This is a genomic window from Pseudomonas sp. Leaf434, assembly GCF_001425545.1.
Taxonomy (GTDB): Bacteria; Pseudomonadota; Gammaproteobacteria; order Pseudomonadales; family Pseudomonadaceae; genus Aquipseudomonas; species Aquipseudomonas siliginis.
This window is the reverse complement of sequence record NZ_LMQZ01000001.1, coordinates 1,621,720-1,644,662: the sequence shown is the minus strand read 5'-3', so window position 1 is coordinate 1,644,662 and position 22,943 is coordinate 1,621,720. Positions and strand designations below refer to the sequence as shown.

At 56.2% G+C, this 22,943-nt stretch carries 22 protein-coding genes; 11 read left to right on the top strand and 11 right to left on the bottom strand.

The annotated features are described in order from the left end of the window. Positions 1 to 13: 13 nt before the first annotated feature. The 3 genes from ASG55_RS07330 to ASG55_RS07320 all read left to right on the top strand — a co-directional run bounded on the left by ASG55_RS07330 (position 14) and on the right by ASG55_RS07320 (position 2,938). Entirely contained in the window at positions 14 to 1,324 is a 1,311-nt protein-coding gene (locus tag ASG55_RS07330) for an NTP/NDP exchange transporter (protein ID WP_056784995.1), read from the top strand. A gap of 84 nt (positions 1,325 to 1,408) precedes the next feature. Continuing rightward, a complete protein-coding gene (locus tag ASG55_RS07325; RefSeq protein ID WP_056784992.1) occupies positions 1,409 to 1,954 on the top strand; it encodes an AAA family ATPase in 546 nt (181 codons plus the stop codon). Positions 1,955 to 2,035: 81 nt separating this feature from the next. After that, entirely contained in the window at positions 2,036 to 2,938 is a 903-nt protein-coding gene (locus ASG55_RS07320; RefSeq protein WP_056784990.1) for a bestrophin family protein, read from the top strand. A gap of 43 nt (positions 2,939 to 2,981) precedes the next feature. Here the strand turns inward: ASG55_RS07320 and ASG55_RS07315 are convergent, their stop codons facing one another. After that, positions 2,982 to 3,281, bottom strand: coding sequence for a hypothetical protein (locus ASG55_RS07315; RefSeq protein WP_056784988.1), 300 nt, complete (start codon positions 3,279 to 3,281; stop codon positions 2,982 to 2,984). A gap of 110 nt (positions 3,282 to 3,391) precedes the next feature. Between ASG55_RS07315 and ASG55_RS07310 the strand changes: the two genes are divergently transcribed. Next, the gene (locus ASG55_RS07310) at positions 3,392 to 4,003 is read left to right on the top strand and encodes a transferase (protein ID WP_056784986.1); all 612 of its coding nucleotides are present in this window, start codon (positions 3,392 to 3,394) and stop codon (positions 4,001 to 4,003) included. Positions 4,004 to 4,120: 117 nt separating this feature from the next. On the opposite strand, the gene ASG55_RS07305 is transcribed toward ASG55_RS07310, so the two are convergent. From ASG55_RS07305 to ASG55_RS07285, 6 genes are all read right to left on the bottom strand, one after another. Further along, positions 4,121 to 4,576, bottom strand: coding sequence for a hypothetical protein (locus ASG55_RS07305; RefSeq protein ID WP_056784984.1), 456 nt, complete (start codon positions 4,574 to 4,576; stop codon positions 4,121 to 4,123). A 113-nt stretch (positions 4,577 to 4,689) separates the two neighbouring features. Beyond that, the gene (locus ASG55_RS26200; RefSeq protein ID WP_177342710.1) at positions 4,690 to 4,866 is read right to left on the bottom strand and encodes a hypothetical protein; all 177 of its coding nucleotides are present in this window, start codon (positions 4,864 to 4,866) and stop codon (positions 4,690 to 4,692) included. A 1,064-nt stretch (positions 4,867 to 5,930) separates the two neighbouring features. Beyond that, positions 5,931 to 7,055, bottom strand: a complete 1,125-nt coding sequence (locus ASG55_RS07300) for a hypothetical protein (RefSeq protein ID WP_056784981.1) — start codon at positions 7,053 to 7,055, stop codon at positions 5,931 to 5,933. A 3-nt stretch (positions 7,056 to 7,058) separates the two neighbouring features. Then, positions 7,059 to 8,231: a hypothetical protein gene (locus ASG55_RS07295; protein ID WP_056784979.1), complete on the bottom strand. Its 1,173-nt coding sequence runs from the start codon at positions 8,229 to 8,231 to the stop codon at positions 7,059 to 7,061. Positions 8,232 to 8,572: 341 nt separating this feature from the next. Then, positions 8,573 to 9,328, bottom strand: coding sequence for a class I SAM-dependent methyltransferase (locus ASG55_RS07290; protein ID WP_056784976.1), 756 nt, complete (start codon positions 9,326 to 9,328; stop codon positions 8,573 to 8,575). A gap of 46 nt (positions 9,329 to 9,374) precedes the next feature. Then, the gene (locus ASG55_RS07285) at positions 9,375 to 10,172 is read right to left on the bottom strand and encodes a glutathione S-transferase family protein (protein WP_201783054.1); all 798 of its coding nucleotides are present in this window, start codon (positions 10,170 to 10,172) and stop codon (positions 9,375 to 9,377) included. A gap of 30 nt (positions 10,173 to 10,202) precedes the next feature. Between ASG55_RS07285 and ASG55_RS07280 the strand changes: the two genes are divergently transcribed. Continuing rightward, a complete protein-coding gene (locus ASG55_RS07280) occupies positions 10,203 to 11,216 on the top strand; it encodes an AraC family transcriptional regulator (RefSeq protein WP_082530264.1) in 1,014 nt (337 codons plus the stop codon). A gap of 51 nt (positions 11,217 to 11,267) precedes the next feature. Here the strand turns inward: ASG55_RS07280 and ASG55_RS07275 are convergent, their stop codons facing one another. Next, a complete protein-coding gene (locus ASG55_RS07275; RefSeq protein WP_056784974.1) occupies positions 11,268 to 11,666 on the bottom strand; it encodes a hypothetical protein in 399 nt (132 codons plus the stop codon). A gap of 357 nt (positions 11,667 to 12,023) precedes the next feature. Between ASG55_RS07275 and ASG55_RS07270 the strand changes: the two genes are divergently transcribed. Both ASG55_RS07270 and ASG55_RS07265 read left to right on the top strand, forming a co-directional pair. After that, the gene (locus ASG55_RS07270; protein WP_056784971.1) at positions 12,024 to 13,007 is read left to right on the top strand and encodes a helix-turn-helix transcriptional regulator; all 984 of its coding nucleotides are present in this window, start codon (positions 12,024 to 12,026) and stop codon (positions 13,005 to 13,007) included. 168 nt (positions 13,008 to 13,175) lie between these two features. Next, positions 13,176 to 14,303 carry a mechanosensitive ion channel family protein gene (locus ASG55_RS07265; RefSeq protein WP_056784968.1) on the top strand — a complete coding sequence of 376 codons (1,128 nt, stop codon included), beginning with the start codon at positions 13,176 to 13,178 and terminating at the stop codon, positions 14,301 to 14,303. A gap of 36 nt (positions 14,304 to 14,339) precedes the next feature. Here ASG55_RS07265 and ASG55_RS07260 read toward each other — a convergent pair whose 3' ends face one another. Further along, positions 14,340 to 16,259: a tyrosine-protein phosphatase gene (locus tag ASG55_RS07260; RefSeq protein WP_056784966.1), complete on the bottom strand. Its 1,920-nt coding sequence runs from the start codon at positions 16,257 to 16,259 to the stop codon at positions 14,340 to 14,342. A gap of 338 nt (positions 16,260 to 16,597) precedes the next feature. Between ASG55_RS07260 and ASG55_RS07255 the strand changes: the two genes are divergently transcribed. From ASG55_RS07255 to ASG55_RS07245, 3 genes are all read left to right on the top strand, one after another. Continuing rightward, on the top strand, positions 16,598 to 18,136 hold the full coding sequence (locus tag ASG55_RS07255) for a class I SAM-dependent methyltransferase (protein WP_056784962.1): 1,539 nt from the start codon (positions 16,598 to 16,600) through the stop codon (positions 18,134 to 18,136). Positions 18,137 to 18,416: 280 nt separating this feature from the next. Continuing rightward, positions 18,417 to 19,298 carry a manganese catalase family protein gene (locus ASG55_RS07250; protein WP_041480494.1) on the top strand — a complete coding sequence of 294 codons (882 nt, stop codon included), beginning with the start codon at positions 18,417 to 18,419 and terminating at the stop codon, positions 19,296 to 19,298. A gap of 51 nt (positions 19,299 to 19,349) precedes the next feature. Next, positions 19,350 to 19,562 carry a hypothetical protein gene (locus ASG55_RS07245; protein WP_041480496.1) on the top strand — a complete coding sequence of 71 codons (213 nt, stop codon included), beginning with the start codon at positions 19,350 to 19,352 and terminating at the stop codon, positions 19,560 to 19,562. A 73-nt stretch (positions 19,563 to 19,635) separates the two neighbouring features. Here ASG55_RS07245 and ASG55_RS07240 read toward each other — a convergent pair whose 3' ends face one another. Beyond that, positions 19,636 to 20,067, bottom strand: a complete 432-nt coding sequence (locus ASG55_RS07240) for a hypothetical protein (RefSeq protein ID WP_056784959.1) — start codon at positions 20,065 to 20,067, stop codon at positions 19,636 to 19,638. A gap of 160 nt (positions 20,068 to 20,227) precedes the next feature. On the opposite strand from ASG55_RS07240, the gene ASG55_RS07235 reads away from it, so the two are divergent. After that, complete coding sequence (locus tag ASG55_RS07235) at positions 20,228 to 21,799, top strand: sensor domain-containing diguanylate cyclase (protein WP_082530263.1); 1,572 nt, start codon at positions 20,228 to 20,230, stop codon at positions 21,797 to 21,799. Positions 21,800 to 21,808: 9 nt separating this feature from the next. Here ASG55_RS07235 and ASG55_RS07230 read toward each other — a convergent pair whose 3' ends face one another. Continuing rightward, complete coding sequence (locus ASG55_RS07230; protein WP_056784956.1) at positions 21,809 to 22,903, bottom strand: GNAT family N-acetyltransferase/peptidase C39 family protein; 1,095 nt, start codon at positions 22,901 to 22,903, stop codon at positions 21,809 to 21,811. Positions 22,904 to 22,943 lie beyond the last annotated feature (40 nt).

Genomic DNA, 22,943 nt, shown 5'->3' with positions numbered 1-22,943 from the left:
ACAGGAGCGCAACATGGATACGTCTCTTCTCGCCGACCGCGCCGGCGCCATCATCAATGCCGAGGCTGACGAGCTGCGCCCTGCGCTCAATGGCTTTCTGCTGTTCGTCTGCCTGTTCGCCGGCTATTTCATGCTCCGCCCGATCCGCGAATCAATGGGCATCACTGCCGGCGTGGAGAACTTGCAGTGGCTGTTCACCGCGACCTTCCTGGTCATGCTGGCGGCCGTTCCGCTGTTCGCCTGGCTCAGCGCAGGCGTGCCGCGCCTGCATTTCGTGGACTGGGTGTACGGATTTTTCTGCGCCAACCTGCTGTTGTTCGCCGTCTTGTTCCTGGGCGAGGAAAGCCCTTGGCTGGCGCGCGTGTTTTACGTGTGGATATCGGTCTACAACCTGTTTGTCGTATCGGTCGCCTGGAGCCTGATGGCCGATGTCTTCGACAGTGCCCAGGCCAAACGTCTGTTCGCGTTCATCGCGGCGGGCGCCAGCGTCGGCGGCCTGAGTGGCCCTGCGCTGAGCGCCTTGCTGATCGGTCCGCTGGATGAGTCCGGCCTGATGCTGCTGGCCGCTGTTCTGCTGGCCGCTGCGATGTGGTTCAAGCGCCAGCTGATGCGCTGGCGTGAACGGGGTGGCGCAGGACGCCCCGATGCCGCGCCGAGCGAAAGCCCTCGCAGGCCATTGCCGGGCAATCCGTTCAGCGGTATGACGGCCGTTCTGAAATCACCCTATCTGCTCGGCATCTGCGGTTTTGTGGTGCTGCTGGCAACAGTCTCCACCTTCCTTTACTTCGAGCAGGCACGCGTCGTCGCCGAACACTTCCCGGACCGCGAGGCGCAGGTGCGCGTGTTCGGCATCATCGACTTTGTCGTGCAGGCGGGCGCCCTGTTCTGTCAGCTGTTCATCACTGGACGCCTCGCGCAAAAACTAGGTGTCGGCGTGCTGTTGGCCATGGTGCCGCTGGTCATGTGTGCGGGGTTTATCGGGCTGATCTTCGCCCCCGGCTTTGGCCTGATCGCCGCGCTGATGATCGTGCGCCGCATCGGTGAATACGCCTTCGTGCGCCCAGGCCGAGAGATGCTGTTTGCCCCGCTCGATGCCGAAAGCAAGTACAAGGCGAAGAACTTCATCGACACCGTGGTCTACCGCGCCGGCGACGCCATCAGTGCCTGGGCGAAAAGCGCGCTGGACGCCCTCAGCCAAGGTGCAGGCATGGCAGCGCTGGTCGGCGCGTTGTGTGCACTGCTGTGGGGTCTGCTGGGATGGCGACTCGGCGAACGGGCGGACCGCCGAGCCAGTGTGGCGGGAGCGCGGCAAAACCCAGCGTAGCGCTCAAGAGTTATTGACGGAGACAGGCATTGCCGTAGAATCGCCCGCCCCAAAAAACAGCTTGCAGAGCGAGAAGGAGCTTCGATGCAACGGGTGATGATTGTTGGTCAGCCTGGGTCTGGCAAAAGTACGTTGGCGCGCAAGCTGGGTAAGCGCACCGGGTTGCCGGTCGTGCATATCGACACGATCCACTGGCAGCCAGGCTGGATCGAGCGAAGCCCGGATGAGAAGACCCGACTCTGCCTGGAGGTCGAGGCGCGTGATCGCTGGATATTCGAAGGTGGCCATTCGACAACTTGGGAAAATCGCGTCGCCCGTGCAGATCTGCTGATCTGGATCGATCGTTCGCCACCGCTTCGATTCTTGCGCGTCCTGCGTAGAACGCTGCTCAACCACGGTCAGTCTCGGCCCGACTTGCCGGAAAACTGCCCCGAACAGCTGGCGAACCTGCCGGAGTTTCTAAAGTTCATGTGGCGGACGAGAAAAACCTCGCGAGCCAAAATGCGCCAATTCGTGTCAACGGCGCCATCGGCTTGCCGGGTGGTTCATCTGCGGTCGAATCGAGAGACGAGGATTTTTCTTGAAAGCATTCGCCATGCACAGGGCCAGACTTTACAGACTGACGGCTGACCGCTCCACCAGGGAACTGCCGGTGCCATCCATCGTCCGAGCTTAAGCGTTTAAGCAAACAGCTCGCCACGAGGTTTCCGTTTGAAAGCTGCCATCGTCAAAAAATACCGTCTGATCATCAAGACCCTGGGTTACGTGGGCTGGTCTTTGTTCTGGTTGCTGCTCTGGGACATCGCCGTCACCGTCGACTTCATGCTATTTCTCAACGCCAAGCTGAACCTGCCGTTGATGCCGCTGACCTTGCTCGGTTCGGCGTTGATCGTGTTGATCAGTTTTCGCAACAGCAGCGCTTACAACCGCTGGTGGGAGGCGCGGACGCTGTGGGGGTCGATGATCAACAATTCCCGCAGCTTTGCCAGGCAGGTGCTGACGCTGCTGGACGACGCTGGTGGCGAGGTGAATCCGGTCAAATCCACGCTGTTGCGCCGCCACGTCGCTTACGTAAATTGCCTCGCCGCGCACCTTCAAGGCCAGCCATGTCCCGACGAGGTGCGGGCATTTATTCCCGCCGAAGAATTCGCCCGCAGTGGCACAACCAATAACTTTGCCAACGATATCCTCACCGGCTCGGCGACTCTGCTCGCTCGCGAATACAAGGCCGGGCATCTGGACAGTATTCGCCTGGCGCGGCTTGAGTCGACGCTGGTGGATCTGTCCAACAGCCAAGGCGGCATGGAGCGGATCGCCAACACCCCGCTGCCCTACCCTTATGTGTATTTCCCACGGCTGTTCATTTCGCTGTTCTGCCTGATCGTCCCGATAGGTCTGGTGGAATCCCTCGGCTGGTTCACGCCGCTGGCGTCGACTGTGGTCGGGTTCATGCTGCTGGCCATCGAGCGCATCGGCACCGATCTGCAAAGCCCGTTTCGCCACAGCGAACACCAGATTCAGATGGAAGCGCTGTGCGAAACCATTGAAAAGAACTTGCAGTCGATGCAGCGTGATTCCTTGGGGGATGTGCGCAGGGTTGAAGAGCACGCTTGAGGCGCTGCTTTAGCAGCAGCGCTTTTCATCAGCTGCGGAGCGGCTATTGACGAGTGTCCGCCTCCTCGGCCGGGTAAAACTCGCCCTGCTTGCCCATTTCTTCCAGTCGTTCGCGCGCTACCGCCTCAACACGGGCCACTGCATCTCGATCGTCAGGGTCAACCAACTGCAAGCACAGGCGTCGGACATTCTGATCATGGGTTCCCTCGCTGAGCATTTCGTGGGTGAAGACTTGTTCAGCACGCCATAGGCATAACTGGGTATGGGTCCCGCCGAGCCATATCTCGTTGATTGATCCAAGATCAGTGGTTGTCAGTTGATCCACGGTGATTGTCTTATCCATTGCGCCGTACCTTGAAAATGCTTGTACAGGTACGACTGGCAGGCATAGCGAGTCGTTCAAGTTGTCGACAGTCCACCCACGCCCCACTCTCACTTGTTCGGAAAATTCTTATGAAATCGCCAAAAATCGAAGATTACATCGCTCAATGGCCATTACTGGGCGTGGACTCCGCTGCCCCTTGGGCGGTGGTTCAGGATTGCGAGAGCCGGATTCTGGAATTGCTTGAAACGCTCGGCCCGGGATACCGGCGCCACGACTATTGTGCGATCCATGAAACCGCCATCGTTGAGCGAGGCGCCGTTCTCAAAGGCGCAATCATCATCGGCGCGGGCTGTTTCGTAGCAGCGGGCGCTTATCTACGGGGAGGTGTATTCCTCGGCAAAAACTGCATCGTTGGCCCCAGCTGTGAGCTGAAAAGTACCTTCATGCTCGATGGCAGCAAGCTTGCCCACTTCAACTTCGTCGGCGATTCATTGATTGGCGAAGCGGTAAATATTGAAGCCGGCGCGATCATCGCCAACTACCGTAACGAACTGGACGGAGCCGATATCAAGATCCGCCACGAAGATCAGGTGATCGAAACAGGCGTCAGCAAATTCGGAGCTCTGGTGGGTGACGGCTGCAAGATTGGCGCAAACGCTGTGATTGCTCCTGGCGCTTTGTTGCGGCCCGATACGCGTGTTCCTCGCTTGGGGTTGATTAATCAGTTTGCTTACGATTAAAACGAAATGTGTACTCAGGAATTGAATCGCCGTCGCGCGGGGCTGTCCAACTCAGCAAATCTCCCATACGAAAAGCCCGCAAAGCGGGCTTCTTCAGGCATCGACCAAGCATGCCGCTTACTTGTTCCTCAACAACACATAAGTCTCACCGCCCTTGCGGTCATGCTGAAGAATGAAGTTGTTGTCCTGAATACGCACCTTCGACGGCACACGATCAGCGACCGGCGTTTGCGAGTAAATCTGCGCGGCACTCAGCAATTGTCGGGTCAGGCTGTCATCCGACTGACTGGCAGTAGCGACGACGCATTCCTTTTCGGAGAGTTGCACGGAAAGATTTTTGTCTGCGGTGAAGCCGATGCGCGTGAAGCCCATGCCCACAAGCTCGGTAATGCCGTTCCTCTTGGCCGCTTCAGCCGAGCCGGCGAACGACGGGGCGGTTTTCAGACAAATGTCGATAAAAGCTTCAATGGCTTTGGAGGTGACAGGTGTCGGTGCGGTTGGCGTTGCGGTGGTGCAGCTGGCGAGCACGAACAGGCTGGACAAAGCCAGTGTGCGGAACAACGTATTGGACATGACGCGGGAATCCTTCCATTTGAAATTCGCAATGCAGCCGTCTGGCTGAAACCGCCGGACCGGGCGGCGTGCATGATAAATGAAAAACGCGATACTAGGCCCACCCCTGCAGCTTACTGTTCGCTTGTCAGATCACCTTTGAGTCCCATGAGACCCGGCGGGCTTGAATAGAGGTTCTCCAGAGCCGATATCTCAGCCAGTTGCTGCGGCGAAAGTGTTTTCTCTTCTTTCTCAAGCTGCTCGCGCATGGGGTCTGCAATATCGCTCAGCAGCGTCTGTTTAAGCGCCACACGCAACAATCCGCCTGCAACAGCCAGTGCTTGGCAAGTAGATAAGGCGCTCTCGGCCGAAACCTGCCCTTCACCGATGGCTGCTTTCGGCCAAATGTAGCCAGTCGAAGGCGTCTAGAAAATTAGGGGACGGCTCGCATCTGCCCTGAAAAAAAACTATAGGGCCTTCCAAACTATCACTCACTGATCCAGAATGGATCTGACTCTTAGAACTGAAGCATGGCCGCCATCTCGAATCCCCGTTTTATCCTACCTATCCTGATAACGCACGTTCGCGACCGAATTAATTGTCGGACTAATAACAAAGGGTTTGTTAAATCCTTCAGGCTGGGCTGAGGCCCTTTCTGGAATCGCTACGTTAGTAGCTCCAATTCTTACTGTCGTACATACATAGGGTGGCACAAGCAAAAGTTTAGAAAGGACGCATACCCCACAAAGAAATTATATATTGCAACGCTCGTATAGATACAATCAACAACGATTCAAATAGCAAATCTACATTTCAATCTTGCCCCAGAAGCTGGTATGTTGGCGCCTAGTGACTTGTAAGAAAAGTTTAATCTAGAAAAAGCAGCTCATAAGAACAGCAAACTGAAACTCTATGTTCAATCTCTTGCTTGCGTTAATAGCGAGCTTGGCTTTTGGGGGCTTTATTGACCCGAGACTCAGGCGCTGAGCACGTAAGACTGATGGACTCAATAAACGAATACTTAACGCATCTCCATTACCCTCATAATCATCTAAAAACCTTTACGCTCACTAATCAAACGATGACAGCATTCAGCAATGGAAAGCAAGATTTGTCGACACCAACAAGACCATATTTGGTTTGTTTAATTCAAAAAAGAGAAAAGCATAGTATAGTTTTTTCTAGAATAAATTGATTTCAGATGTACTGCGGTAATGTAAGTTACTGCTTCAAAGTTTTATATAGGCCTGATAGGCCCGTAGCGCGACAAGCCTATTAGGGTGGCTCTTATTTGCAGGGCCGTAGAGCTTAACCCTGAAGGGGCGCCCTCATACATCCCTTTTTATGAAGGTTTCGGACTTGAAAGAGTTTCATCCTAACTAGCTAAAATTCCTTCAAGGTCGGTGTTCGAAAAGATTTGCATAATGACCTCCTTTATTAGCCTTTCGCCAAACTCAACGATAAATTCTTCATGTGAGTCGCTAAAGATAAACTCTCCAATTTTGTTATGAGCAATCGAGCAGCGTATACGGTAAACCCAGTACGCTGTTAAATTCAATATAAAATGGTCGAGTGAACTGCTTGTGCTCTGCGAGATCAACGTTAGCTGCTTTGCTCTGGCGAAAGTATGGTCATTGCCTTGAAGGAAAGTGAGGAGGCTAGCCCATTTGGCCTGGTCAGAAGTTACAGGGTTTCCGTCTTTTGAGTAATCTTGGAATACAGATTCCATGATTTGGATATATGGCGTACAGGTTGCCATGATAGATAGTAGTGCTTGTGAATCGGTAACATAATCTTTAAAAATTCCTTTTAGCGACTCAAGTTCTTTTCTTTGATAATCCTTTACAACAGAACTAAATCCTTCAATGGAGTGTTTCGGTAAGCTTCTGATTTTTGACACAAAAATAACATCAAATAAAAGCTCAAGCTGATGATAGTACTTCAGGAATCGATCAAAGCCATTCGCCGCTGAAATCGCTCTTTCAAGGTCGGCATTGTGACGTATTGTAGGTGTGAACATCTTTCTTGAGATTATTATTTCTGTAATGGTTTTTTTGTATTTGGGGGATCGTTTTTTGTGAGTGAACCCACCCCAGATTGGAGCGGACTCTAAGAAATCTGTAGTGTATTGGGCAATGAAGTCTTTATGAACAAGTAGGTAATGACTTTTAAATGTATGTGACGGACTTAGCCCAAATTGGTCATCGTCGATATCGTGAATAAATGCATTGAGCTTATGAGTGCTCAACTCGTTTACTGAATAAATATCGCCTGGAGCTCCCATTGGGCAAAGAACTCCCAACAGGTTTCCGTGCTCATCATTTATATCAATGTCCTCCTCCGAGTTAATTGAGCATTCTAGCTCAAATACTGGCAAGGCAATAAAATCGTTAATAATAAAATGTTCTTCAGCATTCCATTCAGGACGAAAGTCACTTCCAGCATCTTCAAACAGCCGAATAATCGACTGAATATGTTTCGAAACTGCCATGATGTTCATTGATCACTCCGCCGCAGATGGCCAGCATCTATGCAGCTTTACTTCGCCGTCTTCGCGAAAAAACTCTTTAAATCCCGTTGCTATGAGTTTCCTTGTGGCAAAACCAACGTTAGTTTTCCTTGCATTCAAACCTGACTTCACTGTATTAAAGCTTACGATGCCCAGCGGGTCGGTCACGTCCGCATTCTTAGCGTCTTCAATTAATGAAGCGAGCGCATTGTCAACCCTGTTCTTTTTGCCAAGGTTAATGTATTGAGATATGGCCCCGAAAAAAGCTAGCATTACGTTTTCTGTGCCCAGCCACGGGGCGGCATCTTCCAGAGCATCTCGTTGAAGCTGGAGATTGTCATCGTCTCTTTCTGCAAAAAGCCCATCGAAATCTAGATTAGTATAGTGCTGCCAGCAAAGTTGATCCAGTTCATAAAATATCCGTAGATATTTTATATAGTCTTCGAATTGCTCTGTAAGTTCCTGCTCGGTGGAATCGAAAGCATCTTCATCAATTAAACGCTGTGCTACGAGGTTTTCCTTGTCGGTCTCGTGTTGCGCTGTAATGAAAGCGTGATACGACGAGGCGATATTGTTTAGAGAATACTTGTTTGGTTGAGTTCTCCTTTTTGCGTCTTTCTCTCTGATAATTTCGATCCCTTCAACTTTGTTGACAATAGTTTCTCGGAGCGAAAGAAACAGTAGCTCAACTTGGTGCCTCATGGACATTGCCTTTTGTCCGGAATTAAGCACTATCATTCGATAGATTAACTTACTGATTTCAGGCTCAAGCCAAAACTCCAAAAGAAGCTCTTGATTTTCTTTGAATTGTATTCCCTCTGATTTAATGTCGGAAAGAATAAATGTTCTTTGAAGTCCATCGAGAATGTCTACCACGTCATGCCCAGATAGCAGTCTTTCCAGCACAGCATCATCATCGAAACTTTTGGTGATTTCATCCACGAGATGATGCTTAACGGACAGTGTTATCGATGGGAGCAAAGAACCTTCAATTATATCGTTCTTCAGTCGTTTATAAGCTTTGTGAGTTTCTCTTTTGCGCTGTATAGAGAACTCTCCAAATCGCTCTCCGACAATGTCTAAATAGCGCTCTGGTGATGCCTGGCAGTATATTACGTGAGAGCCACTTTTCAGATCGATCGTTTTTCCGATAACTTTGAATGTCATTGAATGCTCCAAGAAAATTTTTATGCTTTAAATTTTATGCTGTGTTGGGTTATACGTCACTGCGGATGCCCTAAGCGAAATGTGATCTAGCTGCCTCTTGACTTGAGGTTATTTTTCGACACAGAAATCCATTTCGATTGGTGAGTGGTCTCAAGTTCTCAACCCGCAAGGTTCTTGTCAACTAGAAATCAAGATCGGGCTCATGCTGCTGATCGCTGAGTGAACTTAGGCGTGCAATCGCGGCGCCGATCCCTTGAGCCGCGCCCGTAATGACCGCGACTTTAGATATCAGTTTATTGTCCATAAATGATGCTTCCCCTTTGTATCCGTCTCTCAAAACGTCAACTTTTCCGAGCCCAACTCCCAAACATCACATCGCCGACGTAGATGCCCGAAGAGGCTGAACGCTCTTGATCCAGACGTGCCTGCAACGTTTCAATTTCTACCTCTTCTGCACTCGCCACCCCTAACGCAATGATTCGCGGGAAGCACGCTCGAACGATGGCGCCAAGGCTGTACGGCGCATCAGGCGTTTGCATCAGGCACTCAGCGCGCACGCTTTCAACGGTCAAGCCTGCCTGAGTGAAAATGCCGTGCAGGTTGAACCCGATGTGCAAATCCGCTCCTTCGCGAGCAAGCATTTGCTGTAACCAACGTTGCGCTTTTTCATGCAAAGGGAAAGGCTCGACGCTGGCGGGCGCCATCGTCGTATCGTGTTCCTGGAAGATCATGATCCCGCCGGGACGCAGACATCTCGACAGCGCTCGGATCGTCGCCACCGCATCCGGTTGATACATCAGAACGCGCCTGCCGACGATGGCGTCAAAACTGCCGATAGAGTCTGGCAATTCCAAGAGGTCTCCCTCAAGAAAGGTCGGCGCATGTCCTGCGGTGCGCTGGCGTGCAACGGCAATGGCAATGGCAATGGCAGCGGCATCGTGATCAACGCCGATGATCTCCCCGCCTCTTCCCACGAGATCACACAGCAAAAACGAAACATCACCCGAACCGCAACCTACGTCCAGGATTCGCATCCCTTCACCAATGCCCGCATCGATCAGCAAGCGTGTGGTGAAGTCGAGTCGGTTGAGCGGCATTATCAAATTCCCTGAGTTTTGCGAAAAATCATGGCAGGCGCATCAGTCATCTGGCCCCCAACAGCGCTTCATCCTTCGCCACCGCACGTTTGTAGGCGTCGCGGCTGGTCAACTTCTGGGCATAGGCGAGAAACGCAGGCCTGGGCGGCAAGGTTTGCAAGCCTAACCCCCAGCCAATGTGGGAGCCAACATAAACGTCTGCAGCGGTGAAGCGTTCCCCGGCGATAAACGGATGCGCCAATACCGCGCGCTCAAGCTGATCGACCGTGCGCTCATAGCTTCCGTAGCCAAAGAAAAACTCCTGATCCGGCGTCGGGTTGAAACTGGCGCGGTAGTTGGTGACCGCCTGCTCCAGCGGCCCCGCAGCGAAAAACATCCACCGGTAATAAGCGGCGCGCTCCGCTGCCACCGGGACCAGCCCGGCTTCGGGAAATGCCTCCGCCAGGTACGCACAGATGGCGGCAGTTTCTGTTATGGTTTGCCCGTTATGCACCAGGGCCGGGATCTTCCCCATCGGGTTCACGTCGCGAAAAAAGCCGACACGCCGATCATCAGCATCGGCCATCGTTGGCACTGCCAGCGCAGCACCGCCCCAACGGTCAGCCTGACTGCTCGACTGGTAATCCATGATCACCGTCTCATACGCGCAGCCGATTTCTTCGAGCATCCAGCGCACCATGCGCCCGCGAGAATTGGGGTTGGTATAGAAAGTCATTGTCATCGTGAGCTCCTTTTGGCTCAGTGTGTTGACGACAATGGTAAAAGCGAAGCGGTATGAGCCTGTGGGCGCCTTCCGCCAGAATACTTGCAGAACGCGCCATTTGCGGCGCATTGCATCACGCATCACCGCTATCCTGCAGTTCGGAGTCTGGAAATGCCGCACCTTCACACCAGCACCGAGCGGTGTAAATTTCCCAGGGTATTCTGGGAATCAATAGCGCAGCTGGGACTGGATCCCTCGTTGATTGAGCAACATGCTCAACTGCCCCATGACCTTCATCTGAACGAATCGACCTTTGTCAGCACACGGCAGTTGTTCGCTGTCTGGAACGCCATTGAGGCGCTTTCGGCGGATCCGGCTTTTGCGATAAAAATGGTTCGCGACACGCCCAGTGCGAAGCACAAAATGGCGTTCATCACGGCGTTATATGCTGCTGATTATCGCGACGGACTTGCGCGGTTGGCGCGCTTGCAGCGCCTGTGCAGTCCCGACAAATTATCCATGGTCGAGCGCCAGAACACTGTGTCATTCACGATTCAGTGGCCATCCGGCACGGGGCCTGCGCCCTATCTTTCAGTGGAGGCGTGTTTTGCCTTGGTACTGGAGCTCGGTCGACGAGGCACCGGAAAACACATCACGCCAATGTCATTGAGCTTTCGGCGGCCGAAGCCACCGCTGGAAACTCATTCGGATTATTTCGCCTGTCCCATCAACTGCGGTGCCAGCCATGACGAGATGATCTTGAGCGCCTCTGATCTTGACCGGCCGTTTCTGCAACACAATGCGCAGGTGCTGCACATGATGAGCCCCGGCCTCGATGCCGCATTACGCGCAATCGAGGCGCCGGTTGGCTTCTGTGAGCAGGTCATTGAAATATTCAAGCGCACGCTGGCGAACGGACGGCCAAGTTTGCAACACCTCGCCAGAGAACTGTTGCAGAGCGAGCGAACCTTGCAGCGCCGTTTGGCGTCCGAGGGCACGACCTTCAACGCACTGCTCAACGAGGCGAGGCGTCAAGTTGGGTTGCAGCTGCTGGCTGATACGAGCCTGGAGCTCAAAGAGGTGGCGTATCTTCTGGGTTATGACGACGTCAACTCTTACTATCGGGCCTTTCGGCAGGTGGAAAAGGCTACGCCCAGTCAGTGGCGTCGTTCTTTCAATACCTGATATGAACCAGGCGTGAAGCAGCCGCTACCCGCTCTCAAAATGATGTCCGCTCTAGTTGGCGATAAATTTGTTGTTGGTTTTATTCGTCGTACTGTCAACGAACCAAATCGAGCCCCCATCTGTTAACACTTTGCTGCATTCCTTACCGTATTTTTGATAGGCAACGCAGATCACATCCCCCGTAATCACCCAACTTCCTGACTGCATGGACTCGCTGGAGATTTGAATTTGTGCAGTTCCGTCAGCGCTTAATACTTGCGAGAAAGGATAACCAGTGGACGTTACGCTGGAATATTTTCGGCCTATGACCGTAGTTTTTATTTCGCTGCCCGTTAGCTGCTTTGCGGTCGCCGGCGCGTCCGCATGGGCTTCGAGCGCAGCTTGATTACCGGACGAAGCGCAGCCAATCATAAATAGCATGGCAAGCGCACAAAAAAGGAGCTTTTTCATAACTATCACCTTTTCGCTTATTGAAGCGCTATAGAAGTACCGGACTTATATTAGACACGGAACGGATCGACAATATATTCGATTACTATAAAGCCAATAGCACTCCCACCTATCCATCCCCAAACTGTAAAGCAATCGGACACAATTCGATTTAGTTCGGTAGCGTCGCCGCCATTCAATTTTGCGAACTCACACCATTCAACTTAACCATGTAGTGCTGGCGCCGAATTGGCGATTCATCAGAAGTCACCGCTGAAGTCGAAAGCAAACGATGCTCCAAAGCCTTGTCACCAGACAGTCACGCCAATTCACTAATCTTCCCATCCCTCCCGTCGCCCCAAGAGCCCGCATTCCAAAATGCCGCCCATCGCAACTGCATCCTCAACCCGGCAAAAAATTATCCTGCGCTCCGACAACCTCACCTCTTCCGACTTCGGCGCCCTGTTCTCCAGGCTCTTCGGCAACCGCTACGCCGATACTCCGCCGCCACCTTCCAGCATCATCATCGGCGGTGTCTACGGGCGGCACGACGGGGTGAGTTTTCGGCGTATGCATTACCACGGCGATTTCAGCGTCACCCTCCCCGACCCGCAGAACGAAATCACTTTCGTCATCCCCACCGCCGGCAAGATCGTTTTCAACCACGCCACCGAGTCCATCGGCATGGAGCATGTCGGTCTGGCAATCGACAAGGCGGATATCCGTTCGATGCGTTTTGTTGACGATCACGCGCATCACGGCATTTCGATCAATCGTCTGCAACTCACCGAGCGGTTGTCGGCGCTGCTGGAGAGACCGGTCGTGCAGAAGATCGTGTTTGAGCCAAGCGTGGATCTGAATGCCCCGGCATTTCAGGGCCTCAAGGCGTTGATCGATCTGGCCACGGGCACTGAGTTCGATGCCTTGATCAACAGCGGCACGTTGATGCCGTCACGGTTGCGCGAGATGTTGATCGATGCGGTGCTGGAGGCGTGGCCGCACAATTTCACCGAGGCATTACGGGGGCCGGCGCCGTGTGTGGCGCCGCGACACGTGAAGGTGGCGATGGAATTTATTCAGGCGCATCCGCAGCAGTTGGTCAGTGGCGTGGATCTGGCGCGGTTGAGCCATGTCAGCCAGCGCGCCTTGCAGGAAGGTTTTCGACGTTTTGTCGGGATGTCGATCGTGGCGTATCAGCGGCAGGTGCGTTTGCAGCGCGCCTATGAGGCGTTGGTGCGCGGGCATGCAGGCTCCGTGACGGAGGTGGCGTTGAGCTTTGGCTTCAGTAATATCGGGCGCTTTTGTCAGTATTTTCAGAGTGCTTATGGCGTTAGCCCAGCGGAGTTGAAGGCCAGGCGTTGACCATTCGGTCCGGCGAAACCTGCATTTGATTGAACAGCAGGAATCTCAGGGCGACTAACCCCAGACAGGTCGCTTGACGGCATAGCCGATTCAGGCGGCGTTTACCTGGCTGCGGCCGACGCTGCGCTTCTGCGCCAGCGTCGTCGCAGGCTTCGCAAGGGGGTTTCAATGACTGAGGATTTCATCGGCTTTTTCACGACGCACACACTTCTGGGAATTTCACTGGCGAACTGGGTCTTGGCGTTGCTCGCCGCAACGCTCAGTTATCTGCTGACCACCACGGCGATCCGCTTCGTTTTCCGCAAGGTGCAGGCGCGGGCCACTGCCGGCAATGGGCATCTGACGTACATGGCCAGCGAAGTGCTGGCGGCGACCAGCATCACGTTGCTGCTGTTGGCATCGATTCTGGTCGGCATCGGTTTGCTGGATTTGCCCGAGCGCTGGCTCGGGCGTGTCAGCAGTTTGTGGTTCGTGGTGGCGGCGTTGCAGGTCGGCCTGTGGACCAACCGCGCGCTGGCACTGGGGCTGCATCGCTATTTCTCGCGGCATAACGCGACCGGCTCCTTTCAAGCGAGCGCCTTGGCGACCCTGAGCCTGTGGGGCGTCAAGGTATTGCTGTGGGCGGTGATTCTGCTGGCGATGCTGTCGAACCTGGGCGTCAACATCACTGCATTCGTCGCCAGCCTGGGTGTCGGCGGTATCGCGGTGGCGCTGGCGGTGCAGAACATTCTCGGCGACGTGTTCGCCTCGCTGTCGATTGCCGTCGACAAGCCGTTTGAGGTGGGCGATTTCATCGTCGTCGGCACGCTGGCCGGTACGGTCGAGCACGTCGGCCTGAAGACCACGCGCATCCGCAGTCTCGGCGGTGAGCAGATTGTCATGGCCAACGCCGACATGATCGGCAGCACCATTCAGAACTACAAACGCTTGCAGGAGCGTCGAGTGGTGTTCGAATTTCGTCTGACTTACGAGTGCACCAGCGAACAGATCCGCCAGATCACCCAACGCGTTGAAAGCATCATCAAGAACGAAAAACAGGCGCGCTTCGACCGCTGCCATTTCCGCAGTTTTGGTGAGAGCGCGCTGGAATTCGAGACGGTGTATATCGTTCTGGACGCCAGCTACAACGTCTACATGGACGTGCAGCAACGCATCAATCTGGCAATCATGGAAGCGGTGGCCGAGCTGGACGCGACGTTCGCCTTCCCGGCGCGCACCGTGCATGTCGCCTCCCTGCCCGAACCCACCGCGCCACCGGCACGCACACAGCAACCTTCGCGTGCGCAGCATGCTTGAGCGCAAGAGCCCGGCAATTTGCCGGGCTCGCTGTGTTCAAAAGGCGTAACTGGCCTTTAGACCGCCATTGAAACCATGGCTGTCACCGCCACCGTTGGCGCCGACCTCAGCGCCTACACTCAGGGCGCCGAGGTTGGCCATCAAGTTGATGCCGCCGCTGAACTGGTCGCGATTGTCGAACGCCGCGCGCTGCTCGATATCCAGCCCCAGCAGGTGGCCTTCGCTGTCGACTTGCTGATCGCCGAGCGCACGTTCATAGCCCACGCGAACGCCCGGGACCAACTGCCACGCACCCACGGCCACTGGGGCGAATGACACGTCGAGATTAGCCACCGCGCTGCGGCGGGTTTGCTTGATGCCGTCGACGTCGAGCGCCAGCTCACTGCCCTTCTCTTTGAAACCTTGCAAGTCGAGATGACTGACGCGAAAGCCCAGGTTCGGTTCGACAATCACGCTGCTCAGCGGCAGGCGATAACCCAACGCCACGGTCGCGCCAGTGAGATTGCCGTGAGTGTCGCCCTTGGCAGTGCCGAGACCACCGCCGAGCTCGCGTTTGCTGTCGTAGTCGACGTAACCGGCGCTGGCGTTGGCATCGACAAACAAGCCGCGCTCAAGGCTGATGAGGCCGTAACGCGCACCGAGGTTGAGGAAGGTGAAGTCTGTATTGGCCTCGCCACCCGCGCCGCCCACGCTGCCCTTGCTGTAGCCAAAGCCGCCGCGCGCGCTGAGTTGTTCGTTGAAGCGCTGGGTAATGCCGATCATCAGGCCCTGGCTGTGTTCGTTGCTGCTGTCGGCGTGGGCCGAGCCGTCCGTGCCGAGGTAGCCGGCAAGCGCGGTGCTCCAGAGTCGGTATTGGCCGATCTTCAGATCGCTGCCGCTGACGAACGGTGCGGCGGCTTGTTCGATCATCGCGTTCTGCCGCAGCAGGTAGCTGGCCGCATCAGCGTGGACCTGACCGCCGACTTGAGATTCGACACCGACCAGACTGCCGGCGTCGATCGCCGATTGCAGGTAGTAGTTGTAGGCGCTGTAGGTGCCGGACAGCTCGGAGTTCTGCAACTGCCGCAGCAATTCGGCACCAGCGGCGGCGTTGCCGACCAGCCCGGCCTGCCCCGGCAGGCTGTTGTACTCGACCAGTTTGCCGCGCAGCACGTAAATGGTTTCCTGGGACAGACCGAGGCCCTGCTTGAGGTAGTTGTCCATGCTGCCGTACTCAGCGGCGACCTGGTCGAGACCGGCCTGCAAGTAACTGGCCTGCACGCCGAGCAGCGGCTCGTAGACAGCGGCCATGCTCGGCGGCAAGGCTTTCAGGGTCGCGGCGACACGGGCGGCGGTGTAGTCGTTGGTCGCCAGATAATTGGCCATGATCGTCGCCTCATCGACGCCAGCGATGCTCTGCAACACGGTGGCGGTCCAGCCGGTGCGGTCCTTGCCGGCGGTGCAGTGGAACAACTGCGCGGCGTCGACACTGGCCAACTCATTGAACAACTGGCCGAACTGCCCGCGCATGCCGGCATCGCTGACGAAAGCGCGGTTGGTTTCCTCCATCATCGCCACGGCCTCGGCGGCGCTGTGGAACGAGATATTGGTGATGTTCGCACCAGAGGTGGTGCTGCCGATGATGTCGATATTGCGATAGGCCGCGCCCGTGATCATCGTGTCGGGCGTAGCGGCAATTTCGCTGGGCGTGCGCAGGTCGTAAATGGTTTTGATGCCGAGACCATTGAGTGTCGCCAGATCCGCCGCCGACGGCGTCAAAGCGTTGGAGCGGTAGAACACGCCGCTGCGCATAACGCCGTCGTGGGCGGCGGAGTACGCGGTGGTGATGCCGGCGATGTCGCGAAAGTTGTCGATGCCGCTCAAGCGCGGCGTGTCGAGGCTGACAGGCTCGGCCGCGTGGGCAGCGGCGATGGACAGGCTCAGAAGGGACAGCGAACACAGAAGACGTTGGAACACAGTGCAGCCTCATGAAATCAGCGTTGGGCTGGTCACTATGGGCAGACGAGTGGGAGGGAATATGACAGTTTCGGCTGGCTACAAAATGCCTGCGCGAATGGGCCGTGGAGTGCGTGATCGGTCCATCAATCCTGCTTGGATGTGTTGAAGATCCCTGTGGCAGCGAGCCTGCTCATGAAAGCGGCGTGTCAGCCGATTATATTCAAACTGAAAAAAAGCTTTCGCGAGCAGGCTCGCTCCCACAGGGTTTGGGGAAGTATCCGTTTTTTCAATTTGTCGCGCGCAGCGACAACCCCTTATAAGACTGCCATCACTTTCAAGAACAAGAGACCGCCCCCATGAGCAACGCCTGGAACGAAGGTTATTTCACCGACGAAGGCTACACCTACAGCTATAGCCGGGAGATCAATCCGGTATTCCTGCGTTACTGCCTGTTGTTGCGCGGGTTCGCCACGCTGGAAAGCAACGACGGCGTGCACTGCGAACTGGGCTTCGGTCAGGGCGTGTCGATCAACATCCACGCCACCGCCAACCCGGGTTCGTTTGTCGGTACGGACTTTCACCCGGGTATGGCGGCCCATGCCATCGAACTCGCGACTGCCGCCAACAATGGCGCGCGTCTGTATGACGACAGCTTCGAACAGCTGCTGGCGCGCAATGATCTGCCGCAGTTCGACAGCATCAGCCTGCATGGCATCTGGACCTGGGTCAGCCGCGACAATCAGAAACTGATCGTCGAATTCGCCCGCCGTCACCTTAAACCGGGCGGCATGCTCTACGTCAGCTACAACTGCTTCCCCGGCTGGTCGCCGTCGGCGCCGCTGCGCAATCTGTTCAGCCTGCATGACCGCTTTGCCAATGCCTCGTCGCGCTCCGACCAGCGCATCGACGCCGCACTGCAATTTTCCGAAGCACTGCTCGCGGCCAACCCGAAATACGCCGCTGCGGCGCCGAGTCTCGGCGCGCGGCTGCAGAGCATCAAGGGTCAGGATCGTCACTACGTCGCCCACGAGTATTTCAACCGTGACTGGAATTGCATGTACTTCGCCGACATGGTCGACGCGCTGGCCTCGGCCAAACTCGACTACGCCACCACGGCAGTGCCGCTGGATTCGGTCGCCCCGCTCAACCTGAGCGCTGAAGGCATGGACTTTCTGGAAACCATCGAACATCCGATCATGCGCGAGCAAGCGCGGGACTACTTCGTCAACCAGCACTTCCGCCGCGACCTGTACGTACGTGGCGCGACCCGCCTGTCCGCTGCCGAACGCCGCGCGAGAATGCTGCACAGCCGTTTCGCGTTGCTGCAACCCTGGGAAACTGTCGCGGGTTCGGTCACCGGTCCTGCCGGCGAAGCGACCCTGCAAGCGGAAATCTACGGCCCGGTGCTCGATGCCTTGGCGGCGCAAAACTATGCGGCCAAATCCATGCGCCAATTGCTGTCCGAGACTGCGCTGGCTTACGACGACCTCGAACAAGCCCTGGCCGTGCTGATCGGTATGGGCGCGGTCGCTCCGTGCCAGAGCGAGGCCGCCGAGTCGCAGGTCAGCGGTCGCTGCGCCGCGCTCAATCTGCAACTGTGCAAACGCTCGCTGTACGGCGCCAACATCCAGACCCTGGCCAGCCCGGTCACTGGCGGTGGCGTGACGGTCAGCCGCTTCCAGCAGCTGTTCCTGATCTCGATCAAGCAAGGCAAACAGCAGCCAGCCGAGTGGGCGCAATTGGCGTGGAGTGTGATCAGCGAACAAGGTGAAGTGCTGGTAGAGAACGGCCAGCCGCTGCTCACTGCCGAAGCCAATATCGCCGCGCTGACCGCACAGGCGCAGGTCTTCGCCGAGCAGACGCTGGTGGTGCTGAGGGCGTTGAAGATCGCTTGATTGCCAACGAACCATTGTGGGAGCGAGCCTGCTCGCGAAAGCGCTGGATCAGCCGCCAAATCGGTGACTGACGTACCGCATTCGCGAGCAGGCTCGCTCCCACATTGGTCGTGGAACAGGGTCAAGCCAACCGTCCTGTTTTCGGAACTTTCCGCCCTCTGCCGTCCGTCCAGCCGGCCTGCAATAAACGAAATTTCCGCTCCACCCACTCCTCACAACTATGCATGCGCTAACGCCCACCAGGGCAAAAGCGCGATAGCCTGGTCTGAGGAAAATTTGAATGTTCATACATAACAAGCGACTTCAGTACACCGTTCGCGTGGCCGAGCCCAACCCTGGTCTGGCCAATCTGCTGTTGGAACAATTCGGGGGCGCCAATGGCGAACTGGCCGCAGCAGCGCGCTATTTCACCCAAGCCTTGGCCGAGGAAGATCCGGGACGCAAAGACCTTCTGCTGGACATTGCCACCGAAGAATTGAGCCATCTGGAGGTGGTCGGCTCGATCATCGTCATGCTCAACAGAGGTGCCAAGGGTCAACTCGCCGAGGGCGTTCAAGAGGAAGGCGAGCTGTACCGTGCGCTGAATGGCGCCGGTAATGACTCGCACATCACCAGCCTGCTGTACGGCGCAGGCGCGCCTCTGGTCAATTCCGCTGGCGTACCTTGGACGGCGGCGTATGTGGATTCGATCACTGAGCCTACTGCCGACTTTCGTTCGAACATCGCAGCCGAAGCGCGGGCGAAAATCCTCTACGAACGTTTGATCAACATCACCGATGATCCGGGCGTGAAAGAGGCGCTTGGCTTTTTGATGACGCGGGAAATCGCCCATCAACAGTCCTTCGAAAAAGCCCTGCATTCGATCCAGCCGAACTTCCCGCAGGGCAAATTGCCTGGCATGCCGGAGTTCACCAACAAGTACTTCAATATGTCTGGCGAGCCCAACGTGCGCGGTCCCTGGAACGAGGGCGGTGCGTGGGAGTACGTGGAAAACCCAGAGCCTGCGGTCGACGGCGGTGACGGTCTGGCGACCGTCAGCCTTCCGGCTGAAGACGAACAGGTGCTGGAAGCGATGAAGACCCGTACAGCCTCTGACCCACTCAGCGAGCCGGTGACCGGTGCTGACCTGGGCTCCGGCTATGTGCAAGGCAAAGATGTCTGAACCCGTCCGGCGGCCCCGGACCGGGGTCGCCACTTGCTCAAGGAAAACCACATGAAAAGCAGCAAAGTCCTGGCACTGACCTCTGAACATTTTCAACGTTTGATGGAACAGGCATCTGCGGGTTTCGAGCTCGACTGCAAACAGGCCTGTCGAGGATTGAAAGTCAGCATGGCGGTGAATGTATTCGGCTTGGGCACCCTTCTCCCGAATAATTTTGCCGATCAAGCCACAGTCCAGCAATCGGAGGTGGCAGCCATCCATTGACCGCGAACTGGCGGGAAGACTTGCTGCTCTGTGAGCCGAGTGTTGCCACCGTCTTCAATGCAGAACCGGGCGTTCAGAAAAGTACCGACGCAGCTTCCCTCATGAAGATCTCGACGGTCTTCGGCCCTATCCCCTCGAACTCGGACAGGCGCTTCTCCAGCGCCTTACGGTCCGCGCTCGCGGCCACGATGTTACTGACCTTACCGGCGTACTCGCTGTTGAGCTTGTTGGCCAGCGCGAGTAGTCGCGACGCCGTGCTTTCGTCGTAACGAACGTAACGCGCCTGCCCCAGCATCGACACCAGTTGACGGTGCGTACACTGCGCGAGCTTTTGCGGGGTGTCTTGGTGATGCTGCTCTACTATGACTTGATACGCCTTGGCGGCAATGGCGCCCTGAATCCTTTTGCCCATCAGAAAACTCGCCAGCAACCATTTGAACAGGCCGGTTTCGTTGGCATTGCGCAGGTCGATGTTCAAGTCACCGGCCGTGATGATTTCGCTCACAAGTCTCACCTCAAGGCGCGTTTCAATTACAGATGTTGACCCGGCACGGCTTTGAACGATCCAATCGCGACCGCCTGGCCAAGGCAGTAAATTGAATTCCAGGTGGAAAAGGATGGTCATCTTTCAAGAGATGAGAGATGACAAGCATAAGGACCCTCAGATGCTCGGTCGTAAGATGCCCAAAACCCGGGGGCATGACGCCGCAGAAACCGCTCCCATCAAAGCTGCCAGCGAGATAGCCGCTTTCCGCCTGACAGTCATCTTCATGCTGACGGTCATTCTGGCGTTTCTCGGCGTGGAGGGATGGCGAACCTGGCGTGACTATCATGCAGCCTTCTCGTCGGCGCGTGATTCGGTCACCAACCTCGCGCGGGCAACCGCGCAACATGCCGAGGACGCCATCCGCCAGGTCGATGTGTTGACCGCCGCCCTGGGCGAGCGCGTCGAAGGCGACGGTCTGCAGAACATCGACGTAGCGCGTATCCACAACCTGCTGGTCCAGCAGGCCAAACTGATGCCGCAGTTGCATGGACTGTTTATCTACGGCCCGGACGGCAAATGGATCGTCACCGACAAGGAAATGATCCCCGACCCTGCGAACAATGCCGATCGCGACTACTTCCAGTATCACCGCGCCAACACCGATCGAAACGTGCGTATCGGTGATGTCGTCAAAAGCAAATCCACAGACGACCTGATCATTCCGATTTCCCGCCGCTTGAATAACCCGGACGGCTCCTTCGCCGGCGTGCTGCTTGGCACCATCAAAGTCAGTTACTTCGTCGACTATTACGGCGATTTCAAAATCGACGACAAGGGTGCCTTGGTGCTGGCGCTGCGCAACGGCACCATTCTCGTGCGTCGTCCTTTCATCGCTTCGGTAATCGGTCAGAGCCTCGCCGACAGTGAGGTGTTCAAGAACTACCTGCCCTTTTCCAATCAAGGGATCGCCGAGGTCCGAGCCGTCGTCGACGGCACCCAGCGTCTGTACGGTTACAGAGCTTTGAGCACCTATCCGTTGGTAGTCGAAACCGGACTGTCCCGCGAATCGATCATTGCGCCGTGGCGCTGGGACCTGATCAAAACCGGCTTTGTGTTGATGTCGGTGATCACCGCGTTCACGGTCTTCGGACTGATCGTCTTGAGGCAACTGCGCCAACGGATGGTGATGGAAAAGGATTTGCGCAAGGCACACCAGGCCATGAAGGACATGGCTTTGACCGACAGCCTGACCGGACTGGCCAACCGTCGGCGACTGGACACTGCCTTGATTGACGAAATTCGTCTGGCCAGACGCCAGGGTTCGTCGATCTCACTGATCATGATCGATGTCGATCACTTCAAGCTCTACAACGACAGCTATGGGCACGCGGCAGGTGATGATTGCCTGAGCGCTGTCGGACAGGCCATTGCGCAAGCAGTAAAACGACCGGGTGATCTCGCCGTGCGCTATGGCGGCGAGGAGTTTTCCGTGTTGCTGCCCAACACGGATATTCGCGGGGCGGCGCTTGTGGCGCAGGAAATTCTTGAGGCCATTCGATCCTTGCGAATGGAGCACAAAGCCCATCCACTGGGTCACGTCACCGCCAGTGCAGGTATTGCGGTTGGCAAACCGGCCGAACATGAAGTGAGCCCTGCCACTCTTATCGAGTCGGCTGACAAAATGCTTTATGCCGCGAAGCAGAAAGGCAGGGATCGCTACTGTATCGGCGAGGAAGTGCTGGGCGCCTAGCCACCCTCCTCAACGGGAGCGCAGCATCACGGCTGCGCGAACCCGTTGTACGCCAAACACCGTCATGCGCAGGAATTCCTGGTGACTGACCGGCAAGTGCTGGCAGTCCAGGCCGCGCTTGAGTTTGCTGTGGTCGACATCAGGATCATGCAAGTAGACGAAGTCCTCGTCACACCCGGTGATGATGACCCAATGCGGCGCTTTCAAGCGGGTGAATCGGTAGCTGCTGATCAGCACCAGCGGTTTGTATCCGGCCGCCAACGCAGCGCCGATCTGCAGATAATCACCCAGAACCTGCTCGACTTGCGTGGCAGCCAGTTCCTGGGCAAACCCATCCTCGACCAGTTTCATGATCGACTTCTTCTCCGTGCTGCGTACGCCGTGAAGAAAAAGCGAGCCCGCGTGACTGACCTCAAGGCGCACATCGAAACCGCGCCGCCAGGCCGCCAGTGCGAGGCCCTGAGGACTGCAGCCACCGTGCCCCGCCGTCATGAAAATGGTGGTCGCCTCGCGCCACAGCTGGATTTCCTCCGCTCGGGTCATGGCACGGCTCGCGTCGATGGCGGACATGGCCATCAGCAGGCACGCGGCGCCGCAGGTGAACTCGGTGGTCTGCTGGTAATACGGCACTTGGCGCGCGGGGGCAGGTGTTTCGCGCAGGATGCGTTTCTCGTAGCGCAACGCTTCGCAGTGGTCTTCGTAGTAGTCCTCGACGCTGGCAAAGCGCTGATAGCCATTGGCTTCGTAGAGGCGGATGGCAGCGGTATTGTCAGCGCGCACCTCCAGGCGCAGCCATGCGCAGTTGCGCGCCAATGCGCAGGCCTGGGCCTGTTCCAGCAGACGCTGGCCAAGCTCATGTCCGCGCCATGCGGGGCTGACCGCAATCGAATACAGGCGTCCAAGTGAGGTGCCACGGTGAAAAAGCACCAGTGCATAACCGCAGAGGATTGCGCCCGAGGTGACGACAATCAACGCGGCATTGGCTCGACTGAGCATCCAGCTGAAGTTGCGCTGATTCAACCGGTCGAGGGTAAAACACATCCGCTCCAATTCGACCAGATCGTCGATATCGTCAGTGGATGCAAAGCGAAAATCAAAAGACATGACCGCACCGTAAAGTTTGAGTAACGAACCGGGACAGACC

Coding starts and splice junctions, on each gene's coding strand:
- ASG55_RS07280 (WP_082530264.1), top strand. CDS start 10,203: ATGCCGCACCTTCACACCAGCACCGAGCGGTGTAAATTTCCCAGGGTA.
- ASG55_RS07295 (WP_056784979.1), bottom strand. CDS start 8,231: ATGACATTCAAAGTTATCGGAAAAACGATCGATCTGAAAAGTGGCTCT.
- ASG55_RS07310 (WP_056784986.1), top strand. CDS start 3,392: ATGAAATCGCCAAAAATCGAAGATTACATCGCTCAATGGCCATTACTG.
- ASG55_RS07245 (WP_041480496.1), top strand. CDS start 19,350: ATGAAAAGCAGCAAAGTCCTGGCACTGACCTCTGAACATTTTCAACGT.
- ASG55_RS07290 (WP_056784976.1), bottom strand. CDS start 9,328: ATGCCGCTCAACCGACTCGACTTCACCACACGCTTGCTGATCGATGCG.
- ASG55_RS07270 (WP_056784971.1), top strand. CDS start 12,024: ATGCCGCCCATCGCAACTGCATCCTCAACCCGGCAAAAAATTATCCTG.
- ASG55_RS07255 (WP_056784962.1), top strand. CDS start 16,598: ATGAGCAACGCCTGGAACGAAGGTTATTTCACCGACGAAGGCTACACC.
- ASG55_RS07300 (WP_056784981.1), bottom strand. CDS start 7,055: ATGAACATCATGGCAGTTTCGAAACATATTCAGTCGATTATTCGGCTG.
- ASG55_RS07315 (WP_056784988.1), bottom strand. CDS start 3,281: ATGGATAAGACAATCACCGTGGATCAACTGACAACCACTGATCTTGGA.
- ASG55_RS07275 (WP_056784974.1), bottom strand. CDS start 11,666: ATGAAAAAGCTCCTTTTTTGTGCGCTTGCCATGCTATTTATGATTGGC.
- ASG55_RS07325 (WP_056784992.1), top strand. CDS start 1,409: ATGCAACGGGTGATGATTGTTGGTCAGCCTGGGTCTGGCAAAAGTACG.
- ASG55_RS07265 (WP_056784968.1), top strand. CDS start 13,176: ATGACTGAGGATTTCATCGGCTTTTTCACGACGCACACACTTCTGGGA.
- ASG55_RS07305 (WP_056784984.1), bottom strand. CDS start 4,576: ATGTCCAATACGTTGTTCCGCACACTGGCTTTGTCCAGCCTGTTCGTG.
- ASG55_RS07230 (WP_056784956.1), bottom strand. CDS start 22,903: ATGTCTTTTGATTTTCGCTTTGCATCCACTGACGATATCGACGATCTG.
- ASG55_RS07330 (WP_056784995.1), top strand. CDS start 14: ATGGATACGTCTCTTCTCGCCGACCGCGCCGGCGCCATCATCAATGCC.
- ASG55_RS07285 (WP_201783054.1), bottom strand. CDS start 10,172: ATGCGTGATGCAATGCGCCGCAAATGGCGCGTTCTGCAAGTATTCTGG.
- ASG55_RS07250 (WP_041480494.1), top strand. CDS start 18,417: ATGTTCATACATAACAAGCGACTTCAGTACACCGTTCGCGTGGCCGAG.
- ASG55_RS07235 (WP_082530263.1), top strand. CDS start 20,228: ATGCTCGGTCGTAAGATGCCCAAAACCCGGGGGCATGACGCCGCAGAA.